This window comes from Microcoleus sp. CAWBG58 (assembly GCF_020883045.1).
Taxonomy (GTDB): domain Bacteria; phylum Cyanobacteriota; class Cyanobacteriia; order Cyanobacteriales; family Microcoleaceae; genus Microcoleus.
On the sequence record NZ_JAHRFA010000060.1, the window covers coordinates 13,359 to 28,478 of the forward strand.

Annotated in this window: 17 protein-coding genes; 10 read left to right on the forward strand and 7 right to left on the reverse strand. The window is 45.6% G+C overall.

Annotation, left to right across the window (positions count from 1 at the left end; all coding sequences use genetic code 11):
* Positions 1 to 332: 332 nt before the first annotated feature.
* The 5 genes from QZ918_RS23205 to QZ918_RS23225 all read left to right on the forward strand — a co-directional run bounded on the left by QZ918_RS23205 (position 333) and on the right by QZ918_RS23225 (position 2,483).
* Positions 333 to 992 carry an SGNH/GDSL hydrolase family protein gene (locus QZ918_RS23205; protein WP_293338753.1) on the forward strand — a complete coding sequence of 220 codons (660 nt, stop codon included), beginning with the start codon at positions 333 to 335 and terminating at the stop codon, positions 990 to 992.
* A gap of 166 nt (positions 993 to 1,158) precedes the next feature.
* Complete coding sequence (locus tag QZ918_RS23210) at positions 1,159 to 1,578, forward strand: MAPEG family protein (protein ID WP_293338755.1); 420 nt, start codon at positions 1,159 to 1,161, stop codon at positions 1,576 to 1,578.
* 74 nt (positions 1,579 to 1,652) lie between these two features.
* Positions 1,653 to 1,835, forward strand: coding sequence for a hypothetical protein (locus QZ918_RS23215; protein WP_293152172.1), 183 nt, complete (start codon positions 1,653 to 1,655; stop codon positions 1,833 to 1,835).
* Complete coding sequence (locus QZ918_RS23220; protein WP_293338757.1) at positions 1,804 to 2,166, forward strand: hypothetical protein; 363 nt, start codon at positions 1,804 to 1,806, stop codon at positions 2,164 to 2,166. The genes QZ918_RS23215 and QZ918_RS23220 overlap by 32 nt, the downstream gene beginning before the upstream one ends.
* 146 nt (positions 2,167 to 2,312) lie before the next feature.
* The gene (locus tag QZ918_RS23225; RefSeq protein WP_293338759.1) at positions 2,313 to 2,483 is read left to right on the forward strand and encodes a hypothetical protein; all 171 of its coding nucleotides are present in this window, start codon (positions 2,313 to 2,315) and stop codon (positions 2,481 to 2,483) included.
* Positions 2,484 to 2,698: 215 nt separating this feature from the next.
* Here QZ918_RS23225 and murD read toward each other — a convergent pair whose 3' ends face one another.
* The gene (gene murD, locus QZ918_RS23230; protein ID WP_293338761.1) at positions 2,699 to 4,045 is read right to left on the reverse strand and encodes a UDP-N-acetylmuramoyl-L-alanine--D-glutamate ligase; all 1,347 of its coding nucleotides are present in this window, start codon (positions 4,043 to 4,045) and stop codon (positions 2,699 to 2,701) included.
* Between the two features lie 107 nt (positions 4,046 to 4,152).
* Between murD and QZ918_RS23235 the strand changes: the two genes are divergently transcribed.
* Positions 4,153 to 4,341, forward strand: a complete 189-nt coding sequence (locus QZ918_RS23235; RefSeq protein WP_293338763.1) for a hypothetical protein — start codon at positions 4,153 to 4,155, stop codon at positions 4,339 to 4,341.
* Positions 4,342 to 4,414: 73 nt separating this feature from the next.
* On the opposite strand, the gene glyS is transcribed toward QZ918_RS23235, so the two are convergent.
* On the reverse strand, positions 4,415 to 6,565 hold the full coding sequence (gene glyS / locus QZ918_RS23240) for a glycine--tRNA ligase subunit beta (protein ID WP_293338765.1): 2,151 nt from the start codon (positions 6,563 to 6,565) through the stop codon (positions 4,415 to 4,417).
* 215 nt (positions 6,566 to 6,780) lie between these two features.
* On the opposite strand from glyS, the gene QZ918_RS23245 reads away from it, so the two are divergent.
* Positions 6,781 to 7,908, forward strand: a complete 1,128-nt coding sequence (locus tag QZ918_RS23245; RefSeq protein WP_293338767.1) for a HetZ-related protein 2 — start codon at positions 6,781 to 6,783, stop codon at positions 7,906 to 7,908.
* Here QZ918_RS23245 and QZ918_RS23250 read toward each other — a convergent pair.
* Together QZ918_RS23250 and QZ918_RS23255 are read right to left on the reverse strand one after the other, a co-directional pair.
* On the reverse strand, positions 7,879 to 8,070 hold the full coding sequence (locus tag QZ918_RS23250; protein WP_293338769.1) for a hypothetical protein: 192 nt from the start codon (positions 8,068 to 8,070) through the stop codon (positions 7,879 to 7,881). The two genes, QZ918_RS23245 and QZ918_RS23250, sit on opposite strands and share 30 nt — an antisense overlap.
* 49 nt (positions 8,071 to 8,119) lie before the next feature.
* Positions 8,120 to 8,332 (reverse strand): hypothetical protein, encoded by a 213-nt coding sequence (locus QZ918_RS23255; protein WP_293338771.1) that lies wholly within the window; start codon positions 8,330 to 8,332, stop codon positions 8,120 to 8,122.
* A gap of 458 nt (positions 8,333 to 8,790) precedes the next feature.
* On the opposite strand from QZ918_RS23255, the gene QZ918_RS23260 reads away from it, so the two are divergent.
* Entirely contained in the window at positions 8,791 to 9,876 is a 1,086-nt protein-coding gene (locus tag QZ918_RS23260; RefSeq protein ID WP_293338773.1) for an ATPase, T2SS/T4P/T4SS family, read from the forward strand.
* A gap of 253 nt (positions 9,877 to 10,129) precedes the next feature.
* Here the strand turns inward: QZ918_RS23260 and QZ918_RS23265 are convergent, their stop codons facing one another.
* Entirely contained in the window at positions 10,130 to 10,768 is a 639-nt protein-coding gene (locus QZ918_RS23265; protein ID WP_293338808.1) for a ribonuclease D, read from the reverse strand.
* Positions 10,769 to 10,770: 2 nt separating this feature from the next.
* Between QZ918_RS23265 and QZ918_RS23270 the strand changes: the two genes are divergently transcribed.
* Positions 10,771 to 10,893, forward strand: a complete 123-nt coding sequence (locus tag QZ918_RS23270) for a hypothetical protein (protein ID WP_293338776.1) — start codon at positions 10,771 to 10,773, stop codon at positions 10,891 to 10,893.
* A gap of 94 nt (positions 10,894 to 10,987) precedes the next feature.
* On the opposite strand, the gene QZ918_RS23275 is transcribed toward QZ918_RS23270, so the two are convergent.
* Together QZ918_RS23275 and trpB are read right to left on the reverse strand one after the other, a co-directional pair.
* On the reverse strand, positions 10,988 to 11,497 hold the full coding sequence (locus QZ918_RS23275) for a CAP domain-containing protein (protein WP_293338779.1): 510 nt from the start codon (positions 11,495 to 11,497) through the stop codon (positions 10,988 to 10,990).
* A 675-nt stretch (positions 11,498 to 12,172) separates the two neighbouring features.
* Positions 12,173 to 13,414 (reverse strand): tryptophan synthase subunit beta, encoded by a 1,242-nt coding sequence (gene trpB / locus QZ918_RS23280; RefSeq protein ID WP_293338781.1) that lies wholly within the window; start codon positions 13,412 to 13,414, stop codon positions 12,173 to 12,175.
* A 1,015-nt stretch (positions 13,415 to 14,429) separates the two neighbouring features.
* Between trpB and QZ918_RS23285 the strand changes: the two genes are divergently transcribed.
* Complete coding sequence (locus QZ918_RS23285; RefSeq protein ID WP_293338784.1) at positions 14,430 to 15,089, forward strand: TIGR00266 family protein; 660 nt, start codon at positions 14,430 to 14,432, stop codon at positions 15,087 to 15,089.
* The last annotated feature ends 31 nt before the right edge of the window (positions 15,090 to 15,120 follow it).

Here is a 15,120-nt window from a genome sequence, read left to right on the forward strand (position 1 = left end):
TCCTCACTACAAACTGGAATTTAGTCCTTCTTCCGACAAAGGGAAAAGGACTGAAGTCCTCACTACAAACTGGAATTTAGTCCTTCTTCCGACAAAGAAAAAAGGACTGAAGTCCTCACTACAAACTGGAATTTAGTCCTTCTTCCGACAAAGAAAAAAGGACTGAAGTCCTCACTACAAACTGGAATTTAGTCCTTCTTCCGACAAAGGGAAAAGGACTGAAGTCCTCACTACAAACTGGAATTTAGTCCTTCTTCCGACAAAGAAAAAAGGACTGAAGTCCTCACTACAAACTTAAGCTTAGTTAACTTAGTTATTTATCAAATATAGTCGTGGAAAATCAAACTTCTCATCCTTCGGGCCTCTCCAGCAACAATGATTCACCGGGAAATCGTCCCATCAAAATCATGCCCCTAGGAGACTCAATTACCGATGGATACTTCGTACCAGGAGGATATCGCATCGACTTACAGCCTGCAATGGAGAATCGAGGCTATGCTATTGAGTTTGTCGGTTCCCTAAGCAATGGCCCCGAAACCTTACTCTCTCAGCATCACGAGGGACATTCCGGTTGGCGGATCGAAGAAATTTGCGATCGGGTTGCTGATTGGCTGCAAACCTTCCAACCCGATATTATTTTGCTCCTCATCGGCACCAATAATATCGCACAAGGGCATCAAGTCGAAACTGCAAGCTATTGCCTCAACCAATTACTCGATCGCATTTTTCAAACAGCACCCAATGTCAAACTCTTTCTCGCTTCAATTCCGCCGATGTCTCAACCCATGTTAAATGAGGAAGTTATACAATACAATCAAAAGAGCGAGAAGTTAGTCAAGGAAAAACAACAAGCAGGGAAGCCCATAGATTTTGTTGATTTATATAACATCCTCAACCTTGACGATCTCCCCGATGGCGTTCATCCCAACCGAGAAGGATTTCGGAAAATGGCTGGTGCTCTGGAAGCTTGTCTGTCAGCGCACCTAAGTTAACCAATTCCCGATGCTGGATTCCACGCAGTTTACAATCGTCGATTTCCCATCATAAAGTGTCGGATGTGACTACTAAAAGAAGTCATAAATAATATGTCAGGATATCTAAAAATATCAGAAAAATAGTATAATGAATATATCTACTCTACCCGAATAATCCCAAATCATGCTCGCAGAAGCAAACGCCACAGTCTGGCCCAGTCTAATTACTGTTTCAGCATTAATTCTCTATTTCATTGTTACCATCAACGTCGGCAGAGCCAGATTCAAATACAAAGTTTCTCCCCCGCAGATGACCGGAAACCCGGACTTTGAACGAGTAGTGCGAGTTCAGCAAAATACCTTAGAGCAAATGATTCTATTTTTGCCCTCGCTATGGCTGTTTTCGCAATTTGTCAGCCCACTTTGGGCCGCCGGTATCGGTGCAGTTTGGATAATTGGACGCATTTTGTTTGCTTGGGGTTACTATCAAGCTGCCGAAAAACGAGCGGCAGGATTTGGCATTAGTACCTTAGCCACTTTAGCTCTGTTGGGCGGTTCCTTAATTGGCACAATCATGTCGCTGCTGAAAGTTTCACAGCTATAATTGATATTAGTAGGGTGCGCCTCGCGCACCTTTTTATGTAAATCTAACTCTTTCAATCTCGTTCAGGATTAAATATGTCAGAAACAAATAAACCCGTATTTCAAATTAACCAGCAACTTTTTCAACAGCTTACCGAGTGGCAAGAAAAACTCGCACTAGAAGATGAATTAGCCAGCGAGTCAGAAGAAGAAAAACAAATAGAGGTAAAAAGTCCTCCCGATAGTGATGAACAGCATTCTCAAACAAATAATTCCTAGCTGGTGGCTAGCAGCATCCTTGGCATTTCCGGCTGCTGTGTCGGCTCAATCGGTGACACCCAGACAAATCCAGCAAATCAATAGCGGTTTGTTTCGTTCTAACTCTCAAGATTTCTTTCAGCAAGGAAACCGCCAAATAGAAAGGGAAATCGCAGCTTTGTTGCGAAAAGCCACCACTTCCGAAGATAAGATTCTGGAGATTGATGAAAAATTGCTTTCTGAGCTTTGTCACGCAGATTTTCAAGTGTCCTCGCGGTATTTTGATAATTTGAATTGGGTTCAGGCTAGCAGTTTGAATCGGAAATTAAAAGAGATTTGCAGACAAAAATAAAATAATAGTGCTATGATGTCGGGTCGATTACCATAATCAAAATGGCTTGCACGTGCAGACTTAAACTTCGCACGTGCGAACTAATCTGATTGCGGTTCATCTCTCGGACACGATGATATGAAGTCAAGATTAAAATCTTAGCGTTAATGGACAAAGAACTAATGACAGAATTGAAACTAACGATGCTGGAAGCGCAAACTGTGGCTCAGTTGGCTGCGATTATTATTGATTATACTCATGAGGAAATGATGCTAGTTTTTTATGAGCTTGAATGGGAACAGCAGGCTAGAATTAAGGATATTTGGAAGAGTGTTTGAGGGCTGGCGCATTTAGGAATAAACCACTGTGTGATATCGTTCCGGTTGTATCGGAATGATTTAACCACAGAGAGCGCAGAGGGCACAGAGAGAGAAGATAGAGATGAAGACAGGAGGATGCAATCGGATTTGATATGATTGCCAGTATAACGAAGCAATTTCGATATTCTGCGATTGCTTCGTTGCACTCGCAATCACAATTCGGTAATGCGCGATTAAGGTAGGGATTCGAGACACAATTGACGGAAACGATCGCCGCGCTGCTCGAAGCTTTGGTATTGATCGAAGCTGGCGCAAGCTGGCGAAAGCAGAACGACTTTAGCTTTGTTTTGTTTGCCTAATTCTGCGGCTCTGGGAATGGCTTTTTCCATGGTTTCGACGATTTCCCAAGCGTTATAATTGGCTTGTTCGAGCCGATCGCTAAAAATGCCCGCTGCATCCCCAATTAACAGCACTGCAACAGCCTTCGCCTTAATTGTATCAATCCAAGCGCGATCGTCTCCCTCTTTGGGATCGCCGCCCGCAATCAAAATCGTCGGTGCGGTGACAGCAGCTAATCCTACTTGCGCCGCGTCATAATTAGTTGCTTTGCTGTCGTTGATGAAATCTATGCCTTCCCAGGTGCGGATGTGTTCGAGGCGGTGGGCCACTCCGGGGAATTTCGCGATCGCCCGGGCGATCGCACTTCGATCTATCCCCGCCAAATTAGCCGCCGCCACAGCCATCAACAAATTTTGCAAATTGTGTTCGCCCACCATCCGCAAAGACTCAGCAGGCAAAATTTTATCGCCTTGAGCGATTACCCAACCGTCTTCGATATAGGCTCCAAAAGCGCGTTTTCCCAACAATTCTTTTTCACCTTTAACACTCGTCCAACACGCATCCGGCCAAATATCAACTCCTTGCTGCCGCAAACCAGGATCGTCACCGTTGATGATTTGCAATTCCGAATTTTTTAACAAATGAGCTTTAATGTTGTAGTAATTTTCTAAAGTTTTGTGGCGGCTGAGGTGATCCGGCGTCAAAGTCGTCAAAACTCCGATGCGTGGCGCTACAGAGGGCGATGATTCTATCTGATAGCTGCTGATTTCTGCAATTACCCAATCCGGCGGTTTCTCGGCCAAAGCTAATTCGCACGCAGCATAGCCAATGTTGCCGCAAGCAGGAGCATGAAGCCCGGCTTCGGCAAAAATAGCAGCAATTAAAGCAGTAGTCGTAGTTTTGCCGTTAGTACCAGTAATTGCTACCCAAGGAGATTTGAGATAGCGCCACGCGAGAGCCATTTCTCCGATTGTTTCAATTCCCAATTCTCGGGCGCGGACTAATGCTGGAATATCCCAGGGAACGCCCGGACTTACTACTACTAATTCTATGGATTTGTCCGGTTCAAAAGATTTACCTAACTCCAGGTTGATGCCTTCGTTAGCTAGTTGCTGTTGTTGTTCGAGCAAGTTTGGGGAAGATGAGCGATCGCTCAGCGTTACTTCCCATCCTTGGCGTTTGAGCAGTCTGGCGGCGGCAATCCCTGATTTTCCCAATCCAATTATGTGAGCGATCGGCATACGTTATGTGTGTGATGGAGCGAATTTCCCTGGTTTTCTAAGTTTATATCTTAACCTTGCATGAATTTTTGCCTATTGGCCATTATGCTTAATTTACGAAAAAAGGTATGTTGTTGCGCTTAAGCGCTCTTTCTTATATAGATGAAAGAGCGCTTAAGCGCAACTACGTACCTCGTCTAAAATCGATTGACGATCGTTTCTGGTTCGATCGGAATGATTTAACCGCAGAGGGCGCAGAGAACACAGAGAGAGACAAGAGAGATGAATACTGGACGATGTTACCGGATTTGATATGACGATCGCCCTAAAGTCAGCCAACACCCGCTATATAAGAAAGAGCGCTGAAGCGCAACAACGTACCTTAACAATCTAAAATCGATTGACGATCGCCCCAAAGTCAGCTAACACCCGCGCGTGATTCCGCAATAAACCCAGTAAATTCAAGCGATTGCGCTTAATTTCCGGGTCGGGATCCATCACCAAAACGCTTTCTGGGCCGTCAAAAAAGCTGCTTACAGCCGGAGCAATCTCAGTCAAACTATCTACCAACTGTTGGTAATTCCGAGTTTGCTTCGATAGCAGCGTTTGCGGCACTAATTGCACCACAGCATCGTAAAAAGCTTGTTCGGAAGACTTTTGAAATAACTCGGGTTTTACCGTCGTTTTCGGTTCCAATTCTACCTTATCCAAATCACCTTGAGCCGCCAAACGAGTCGAACGGTTGACTGTTTCGTAAATCAGATCCAAAGTCTTGTCATTGCGGATTTGTTGCAGGAAAATTGCTCTTTCCCGGGCATCCAGCAAATCTCTCAATGCTCGTTCGGTATATTCTGGGTCGTTTTCTCCCAAAACAGCATTCACTAAATCGTAATCTACGTTATTTTCTTCTTGCAGCAAGGTGCGAATTCTTTGCAGGAAAAACTCGTACAATTGCGATAGCAAATCCGCCGATGTTTGGGGGCGCGCTGCGGTAAATTCTGCGACTACTTCTGCCAGTAGTTGGTGTAAATTGATTGGCAACTGAGCCGCCCAAATAATATTGGTTATCGCATTGGCGGCGCGGCGCAGGGCGAAGGGATCGGAGGAACCGCTCGGCAGCATTCCCAAGCCGAAGATGCTGACTAATGTATCTAATTTATCGGCGATTGCGACAACTTGACCTGTGAGAGTTTGCGGCAATTTATCGCCCGCACCTTTGGGCAAATAATGCTCGAAAATTGCTGTGGCTACGGCTTCCGCTTCTCCGCACGCTAGGGCATATTTCTGCCCCATGATTCCTTGCATTTCGGGAAATTCGTAAACCATTTGGGTAACAAGATCGGCTTTGCAAAGCAATGCTGCTCTTTCTATGTAAGCTTGTTCTTCGGCGGTGATTTGCAGTTGCTTGGTGATGAGAGAGGCAATCTTGCACAGTCGATCGACTTTGGCGCGCACTGTCCCCAAATCTTCCTGGAAAGTGACCGTCTCCAACTTTGGCAAATAATCCTCTAGAGGCTTTACCAAGTCTGCTTTGTAGAAAAACTGACCGTCTGCCAATCTCGCCCGCACGACTCGCTCGTTACCTGCGGCAATTATCGCCGATTTTGCCGGATCGCCGTTGGAAATTGTAATGAAATAGGGGAGGAGTTCGGGGAATTCTGGGCTTTTGAGAATTGGAAAATAGCGCTGGTTGGTGACGATAATTGTGGTGATTACTTCCGGCGGTAACATCAAAAAACCGTCGTCAAATTTGCCGACTACGGCGTTGGGCCATTCTACCAAGTCGGTAACTTCTTCTAACAAATCTTCGGTAATGTCGGCGCAACCGCCTTGTTTGGTGGCGGCGGCTTCAACTTGTGCTTGAATTTGGATTTTGCGCTGTTGTCGATCGACTTCCACGCCAGCAGCCCGCAGACACTCGACATAATTCTCGGCTTGGGAAATCGAGACAGGCTGCGGGTGCAACACTCGATGTGCTTGGGAAATGCGATCGCTCTCGACGGTATCCGAGCCGCTCACTAAGGTAATTGGGAGTACAGTATTATCTAGCAACGCTACGATCGATCGAATCGGGCGCGGAAACTTCAAATCTCCGTCAGCCCACCGCATAAATCTTTTGCCTTCTAACTTGTTAATCCACTGCGGCACAAGTTCGACCAAAATATCTGCCGTCATCCGCCCGGGAATCTGTTTGAGCACAAACACAAAATCGCCTTTATCGGTAGCGCGAACTTCCAAAGCATCGATTTCTACGCCTTGTTTTTTCGCAAAACCTTCGGCTGCTTTCGTAGGTTTGCCATCTTTAAAAGCCGAACTTGCGGGCGGCCCTTTTACCTCTTCTTCTCTGTCTAATTGCTTGAGTGGCAGTCCTTTAACAAGAACGGCCAAACGTCTCGGAGTTGCGTATACATTAATTGAGTTATTTGTCAAAGATTGTTCTGCCAGAGTTGCAGGTACGAGTTCCTGCCACTGTTGGACGCTACCTGCAACAAAAGATGCGGGCAATTCTTCGGTACCGAGTTCTAATAAAAAGTTAGGCATATAACATAGTTAGGTAGTTTTGTCAATAGGCAATTCATTTGCCCGTTCAATCATTACAAAAATTAGCGATCGGCAATCAAAAAAAGCCTGGAATGGCGATCGCAATAACATTACAGAATTATTTTACCGATGGGGGGGTCTGATTAGATCTAAAAAAGATTCAAATCACCAGCATACCACTTAAAATCGGGGGTGAAAGATATTTTCAACACCTCATGACTTTGGCGGAAAGACTGGCACAAGATTGGAAGGCGCGACTGGAACAAGATTGTCCGCAGGAGAGTTCTAGCACTCGCGAGAGTGTTGTCCGCTGGCTGTTGGGAGACAAGCCAGAAAGATTTGACTCTCTAAATCCGACTCAATTAAACGTCGCGTCTGGGGCGATCGACTTTTTATATCGAATTTTGCAGCAGCGGTATCTCGGAGTAGCGCCAGAAAGAGCTTACCGCAACTTGATCGGACGCCTGGGCGGTTTGGTGGTGCTCCGACAAAAAATCCAAGCATGGGTTTCGTTGAGTCGCGACAGACAGCGCAGTGCGGTAGAGGTTCTGCAAGAAGTGATTCAGGAAATGCTGAATTCCGATCGCTACCTCCAGCAGCAAGTCGCCTGGATTGCCGAATGCACAACAGATAAACGCTTGCGAAATGCTTTGCTGCTAGCGAGCACAGAAGAATACTGCTTGCGGCCGATTCGCAACCAGCCGCTGCTGGTGTACCGCTTCGTCAACTACCTGCGGCGTTCCCAGCGGGGCGGGTTGACGCAAGTCCCGGCGGGAGATTGGGTGCGGCTGGTGTCGGAACAGGTTCTACCTGACGATACAGACGAACCGCTCAGCCTGCTAGACGAACAGGCGATGTCGGATTATCGAGAACATCAAGCTTGGGAAGAACGGCAAACTCAGCGGCAGATTGTCCAACAAGAATTTGAGAATTACTTGACTGCTGAAGTCGATCCGCTGGCTTCGCGATGGCTGCGGCTTTACCTCCAAGGCCGTTCCCAAGAAGCAATTGCTGAGGATTTGAAGGTGCCTGTCAAACAAATTTACCGCTTGCGAGAAAAAGTCAGTTACCACGCGATTCGGGTGTTTGCGGTCAAACAAGCACCCGAATTAGTTGCCAACTGGCTCGAAATTTCGCTCCAAGAACACAGTTTGGGCTTGACTCCCGCCCAGTGGCAGCAATATTTACAAGATCTCACGCCGGTGCAGCGACAGTTGATAGAATCGCTCAAAGCAGGGAGAAGTGTAGAGACGATCGCCTCTGAATTAAAGTTAAAAACCAATCAAGTCATCGGCGAGTGGAGCAAACTCTATTTAGCAGCTCAATCCCTCCGAAACGAGTAGATTGTTCAACAGTTGACCTGGGACAATTGACCGCTTGACAGTTTGATAGCGACCTCTACCTCGAAGTTCGAGGATTGGAGTAATGAATAGCCCGATCTTAATTTCTCCCGATCGGGTGGGCGGGCTTTCAACCAATTCTTTTTGGTAATGAGTGGCAGGCAATTGCTAATTGTTAATTGGCAGTAGTAATTTTCCGAATTCACGCTACAAATCAATTCCCGAAAAGCCGCGCTGGTGCTGCGAGTTTCTCCGTAAAAACCGCGATCGCGCTCGAACGCGATCGAATCAGGTAATATCGATCGGGATATCCTCCGTGTTGCGGCGATCTCACCCAGAAACAGATACCGTCCCACGTACTTAAATCGCGCCGATCCCCAAATTTTAGACCAAAGATCCACATCCCAGATTCATCTAGAGGAGTCAATCTAAAATCTAAAATCTAAAATCTAAAATTGACGGACAATCGCGATCGGGGATGCTCACCGCGAACTTTGTGGAGTAAGATATTAGTAGGACGATCGAATGAATCAGGATTTTTGAACCAATCCTCAATTCAGCAGTTACCTGTCAATCATCGGTTGTGGTGTATCTCTCAAACTTGGGCATTCAGACACAATTTTATCTTTGCCAGCCGCGGGAATCAATCTGGGGCGATAGATGATATTTCGTCGATAGTGCGCCCGCCATTATCTAGCTGTCAATCCTTCTGTATAATTTGAGACTGGAATACAGCACGGGGAAAATTCTGAGATTCAAGATTTTTCTTTCATCAAATCTTCCGGTTTTGATACGAATACCTCCGTCAGGGAATTTGCAGGGTTTAATTGTATAAATCAGGTTGGCGTAGCGCGATCGATCGCGCTTCCGACTAAAGAGAAGCTAATGGTACATACATCTTCAACAGACTCGGCGACTACAATGGACTCCGATCGAATATTTCAACTAATCGATACAGTTGTTCCCTTTGAAGCTTGCCTTTACTATCAAGTTTTGCCTTTATCTCTAGAAGGCAATCTATTTAAATTGGGCGTAGTCGATGTGCAAGATGACTCCGCTTTGGACTACGTGCAGCGGATTTTAGCATACATGAATTGCTCGGTGACAACGGAGCAAATTGCCCCGGAAACTCAGCGTTCGATGCTCTCAGCTTACTTGCTCCACGGGAACCAAGTCAGAGAACCCAGCCTGACAGAAACCGCACCAGCCCCAACACCAATACCAGCCCCAACACCGATAAATCCCGCACCAACAACATCAAGCTCCGAAGCAGACACCCTGCTGTCTGTACCCGAACCCTCCATTCGGGTTCCCGAGGGGTTGAAACCTCCCGATGCTGAGGTTTTGCTGACGCCGACAGAACTTTCGGTTTTGGATGTCGAGGCCGTGCACTTGTCAAGCCCCGTCGAAGTTTTGGCAACTTTACCCGCGCCCCAACTGCTGCAAGAATTGCTCGGTAGAGTGCTCGTAGACGGTATCGGTAGGCTGTTTTTTGAGAGACACCAGTCCCAAGGTAGGATTCTTTGGAGTCAAGACGGCGTTTTGAAATCGATCCTCGAAGGTCTCTCTCCCTTCCTGTTTCAAGAAGTCATCGACGAGTTGAAACGGCTGACAGATATGCCTGTTTCCCCGGTGGAACATCCCAAACAAGTCGAAGTAGAACGCATCTATGGAAAAACTCATTTGCTGTTGCGCTTGCGAGTAATGCCCGTGGGCGGCAAGGAAGAAGCCACGCTGCAAGTCTTGCGGGGAGCAGCGTTGAGGTTTTACCAGCAGCAGCAATTGTCTACTCTGAGTCGAGATGCGCTGCAACTGGCCAAAGAATTGCAGCGGAAAGTGAATCAAATTCGCGATCGCACTCGGCTTTCTCCTTTACCTTTGGAAGGTTTACCCGCCTTGGAACAAGTTGTCAGAAATGTTGACGACCAACTTGAAGCTTTGATGCAAGAACAGAATCCCGAGGATTTCTAATTAGAAATAGTTGTAAGTTTAGAAATTTCTTTAACTCAAATCTAGCCCGATCAAATAAATAACAATAATTAGGTTCGTAGTGAGGACTTTAGTCCTTCCTCATCGAACTGAAGAAGGACTAAAGTCCTCACTACCAACCTATAATCATAATAATTAGGTTCGTAGTGAGGACTTTAGTCCTTCCCGATCCAAATCTGAAGAAGGACTAAAGTCCTCACTACCAACCTATGTGAGTGCAGTTGTGCGATCGCACCTAAGATGAACCGTGCTCGAAAATCTTATCGTACTGCAACAAATCCAAAGTTACAAAAACTGGCAAACACCCAAAACATTGCTGTGCAACTTCCCAGCGTTCCTCTCGCTGCAACATAGCAGTCAACTTTTGTTTAGCGCCCAACAAATATCGGACATCGTTAGCAGCGTAGCTCAATTGGTCATCAGAAAGATGCTCAGAATTTCCCCAATCCGAACTTTGAGAAGTTTTATTGAGTTCTACTTTTTCCAACTCTTGGATTAACTCTTTAAGTCCGTGTCTGTTAGTATAAGTTCTGGCTAACTTGCTAGCTATTTTTGTGCAGAAAACAGGTGCAATGTCAATACTTAAATTGTAACGCATGGTTGCCAGATCGAAGCGCGCAAAGTGAAAGACCTTCTCAACATTTTCAGCTTCCATGAGCTTTTTCAAATTTGGCGCCGCCGTCTGGCCTTTAGCAATCCGCACCGCCGCCACTTTACCTTGCGGATCGCACAACTGCACCAAACACAGGCGATCGCGCCAGGGCATCAAACCCATCGTTTCCGTATCAACGGCGATCGCCTCCGCCGTTAAATAATAAGATAGCAGAGCATCGGAGATATCGCGATCGCACACTTGAAAATCTGGAAATTCCATCATTGAGAATTAGTAATTGGGCATTGGGAATTGGGAATTGGGAATTGGGCATTGGGAATTGGGCATTGGGCATTGGGCGGAGCGCAGCGGAGGGATTGGGCATTAGGTATTTGCAGTTAAATTAAAACTTTCTTCCTTCTTCCTTCTTCCTTCTTCGCTCTTCCCTCTTCCTTCTTACTTCTTCCTTCTTCCTTCTTCCCTCTTCCTTCTTCCTTCATCTTATCGACTGCGGACAAAAAGCTGAGTAAAATAATACTCTCCTTTGGCATTTTTGGCAATCGCAATACCAGTTAAATTAAATTGACTCTCAATATTCTTGCGGTGGCCATCACTTTTAATCCAACCCTCAACAGCATTGCGAACCGGGTCGCTGTAGCCAAAATTGTAAGCAACATTTTCAGCGAAACTTTGATAGGGAACCGTAATTGCTTTCGCCCGCCCGTCAAATCCATCGTGACTAAATTTAACTTTCCCACTCGCCATATTTTCGCTGTGAATTCTGGCTATCTGACTAATTTGCGGATCGACAGTCAGCGGTGGCAACTTTTTCGAGGCTCTATATTGATTGATCTGTTGGTTAACAGCTTTTTCTAACTCAGCAATTGAACTCGTAGCAGCAATATTAGTATTCATGGAAGTTTCTGGGAGCGATCGCGCAGGAATAGAGTCGGCACAATTAGGCAGGATTGTCAACAATCCTAAGGACATCAAAACCAAAGCTTTGGACATAAACTATTAGCGACAAATAAAGTTAATTGTTACCCAATACGATTCAATTAGACCTGGTGTCATTGGGCTTGGGGAAAGCAATCGCCAAGACAGAGATGCCTCTCAATTAGGTGAGGTACTGAGCAATTACATTTTTGTACCAATTTAATGGGGCGTTGCGTATATCCCGATCCCCCTCGCATCCCCCTTAAAAAGAAGGACGAAAGAATTCTTGCTCCCCCTTGGAAAGCTACGGTGTACACACAAGTCGAGTTGGAAATCAATTGACCCAAAAAAAACGGAAATTTATTTTTTTAATCCTTGATTTCCCGTCACCCATTATCAATAATTTAAAACTATTGATAACGATCTCGATTGTCTAAAAACCTTGCCGACTAAGGGTTGTGTCAGACACAGCCAGGTTTTGGCAAGTTGTGTGTACACGGTAGCTTGGAAAGGGGGCTGGGAGAATCGAATTCTACGGGGCCTCATAAAACATTGGTATTAACTGAACCGTATTGAATTGTTACCAGAAAGAATTGGTTGAAAGCCTCTCCTTTTGATGGAGAAATTAAAATCAGACTATTCATTACTCCAATCCTATTCCTTCTAAGTAGAGGTAGCTGTCAACTGTCAACTGTCAACTGTCAACTGTCAAAAGATTCCTACAGTGCGATCGCCCGAAATTCCGGTAAACTAGATATTCAGAACCTTCGCTACAGTGTTCACATCTTTGTCACCGCGTCCCGAACAGTTGAGGACAATGCGCGGACTGCCAGTTAACTGCGGGCACAGAGTCTCCAAATAGGCGATCGCGTGAGCAGTTTCCAAAGCCGGAATAATCCCCTCCAACTGCGAAAGACGCTGAAAAGCATCCAAAGCTTGCTGGTCAGTTACACTATAATATTCAGCCCTACCAGCATCCTTCAAATAACTGTGTTCCGGCCCCACACCAGGATAATCCAAACCCGCACTAATCGAATGCGGCTCAATCACTTGACCCTCATTATCTTGCAACAAATAACTCATCGCTCCGTGCAGAACACCCACAGTTCCCTTCGTCAAAGTAGCAGCGTGTTTATCAGTATCCACACCTTCTCCCGCCGCTTCAACACCTATCAACCGCACAGTTTCTTCCCCAACAAACTCATGGAAAAGACCCATAGCATTAGAACCACCGCCGACGCAAGCTAATAAAATATCCGGCAAACCGTTCCATTTTTCTAGACACTGACTGCGAGTTTCTTGACCGATAATCGCATGGAAATCGCGCACGATCATCGGGTAAGGATGCGGCCCTGCAACCGAACCAAGAATGTAATGAGTTGTTTCGACATTTGTTACCCAATCGCGAATCGCTTCTGAAGTTGCATCTTTCAGCGTTCCAGTACCAGCCGAAACGCCCCGTACTTCCGCACCCATCAAGCGCATTCTGAATACATTTAAAGCCTGTCTTTCCATGTCATGAACGCCCATGTAGACAACGCATTGTATGCCGAAGCGAGCGCAAACTGTGGCCGTAGCAACACCATGTTGTCCGGCTCCAGTTTCAGCAATTACGCGCTTTTTACCCATGCGTTTTGCGAGCAATGCTTGAGCCAAAGCATTATTGATTTTGTGAGCACCAGTGTGGTTTAAATCTTCGCGTTTGAGGTAAATTTGCGCGCCAGTACCGTCTGGTTTAGCATAATGTTCCGTGAGGCGTTCCGCGAAATATAAAGGGCTGGGGCGGCCGACATAATCTTTGAGTAATTGTTGGAGTTGCTGTTGAAATTCCGGTTCGCTGCGGTATTTGTGGAAAGCAGCTTCGAGTTCAAATAAAGCCGGCATCAGGGTTTCGGGGACATATTTGCCGCCGAATTTGCCGAATCTACCGAGGGAGTCGGGGCGTTGGGCGGTGGTGGTTTCGGTGGTGAGACGCAGGGGTGTGACAGTCATTGGATTTTAGATTTTAGATTTTAGATTTTTAGATTCGCGGGTAAGCTATAGGCGGGCGTGTCGATCGCGCGCTTAGTCGATCGTACCAAATTGCTTGGGGACTTGAGGCGATCGAACAAATTTGATTTTGACATCCTCCCCAACCGTACCGCAGGATGCCTAAACATCACCCGGAAAGGTTCACTTCACAGACTATAGCGATCGTAAATCATTTGTGAACTTCTTCTTACTCCCTCCCCGCGAGTTCGGGGAGGGTTGGGGTGGGGTAAAAAAGCTACAACTCCTGCAAGGATTGCTATAGATGTATTGAAAAAGTCTTTGCCATCAAACAAGTTTTCGGACGTGGCGCCGATCTGATGCCTAATTATTTGTGAAATTCAAGTCTACTGACTTAGGCTTGCCATGCCACCATAATATTCTTAATTGCGTTGAACTTTCGGTCATCATCAACCATGATTACAACATTCTCACTAGCACATATCGAACGGCAATTTGCCGACAATACGACCATATTTCCTACCTTTTTAATTGAATTTTTTATAGGAAATCATGATTTTATCACAGTGATTGCATCAAATTAATCGGGTGCAGCGGCTTGTGCAAGCAAATATGTTTGTAGGGGCGAAGCATGACCGCAGTCAATATGGGATTATAACTAATAACTTATATGCGGTCATGCTTCTTCAGGCTTCAAAAACCAGATGCACCCAATTAATCTCGTCATACTTGTGCGATATGTTACATTTATTGAAGAACGCAACAGCTTGCTCATTCAATCGTAGTAAAATAAAAGCATAGACCTACAATTTTACTCTCTCATCCCGGTCTACTGATAAAACTCAATAACCTCAACCCCCAATCCATGTCCCAAGACGGTGATGGGTAATAAAAAGTTTGTTTATTGTTCGCAGCGCTCCCTATGGGCGATCGTTCCAGCAAATCCCAGGTTAAATTGAGCAACCATTAGTAGATCTCACTTGTTTCACTTATTGTTACCAAACAGGAAATCAAAATCGTGGATATCGACATTCGTTATAAACCTTCCTTTGCCACAATCTTTCTGACTCTCGAACCTGGAGAAAGCATTATTGCTGAATCAGGAGCGATGATAGCAATGGATGCAGCACTCACGATGAAAACAGAATTTAATGGAGGTTTTTTGTCAGGTGTATTGAAAAAGTTTTTTGGTGGTGAATCGCTGTTCGTCAATCGATTTATCAATCCAACACGGCAGTCTCTCCAAGTCGTTCTTTCTCAATCGACAATCGGAGATATTGCCGAAGCTCAAGTCTACGAAAATAACCTGTGCTTTCAACCCGGTGCTTATATTGCCAGTACCCCCGATATCAAATTAGGTGTGCGCTGGGCTGGATTTGCCAGTTGGTTTTCGGGAGAAGGCTTATTTAAATTGCAAGCAAGCGGACAGGGAACAGTATTTTTTGGTGCCTATGGTGGTTTGACTAGCAAGCAAATCAATGGAGACTTCATTGTCGATACAGGGCATTTAGTAGCTTACGAATCGGGAATGAAAATGTCGATAAAAATGGCAGGTGGATTATTAGGTTCGATTACATCCGGGGAAGGGTTTGTAAATAAAGTCACTGGCAAGGGAACGATTTACTTGCAATCGAGAAGTATCGAAGGTTTAGTGCAGTTTTTATCAACTAAAGTTTGAGTTGCGAGCGAATATATCCATTACCTACTAC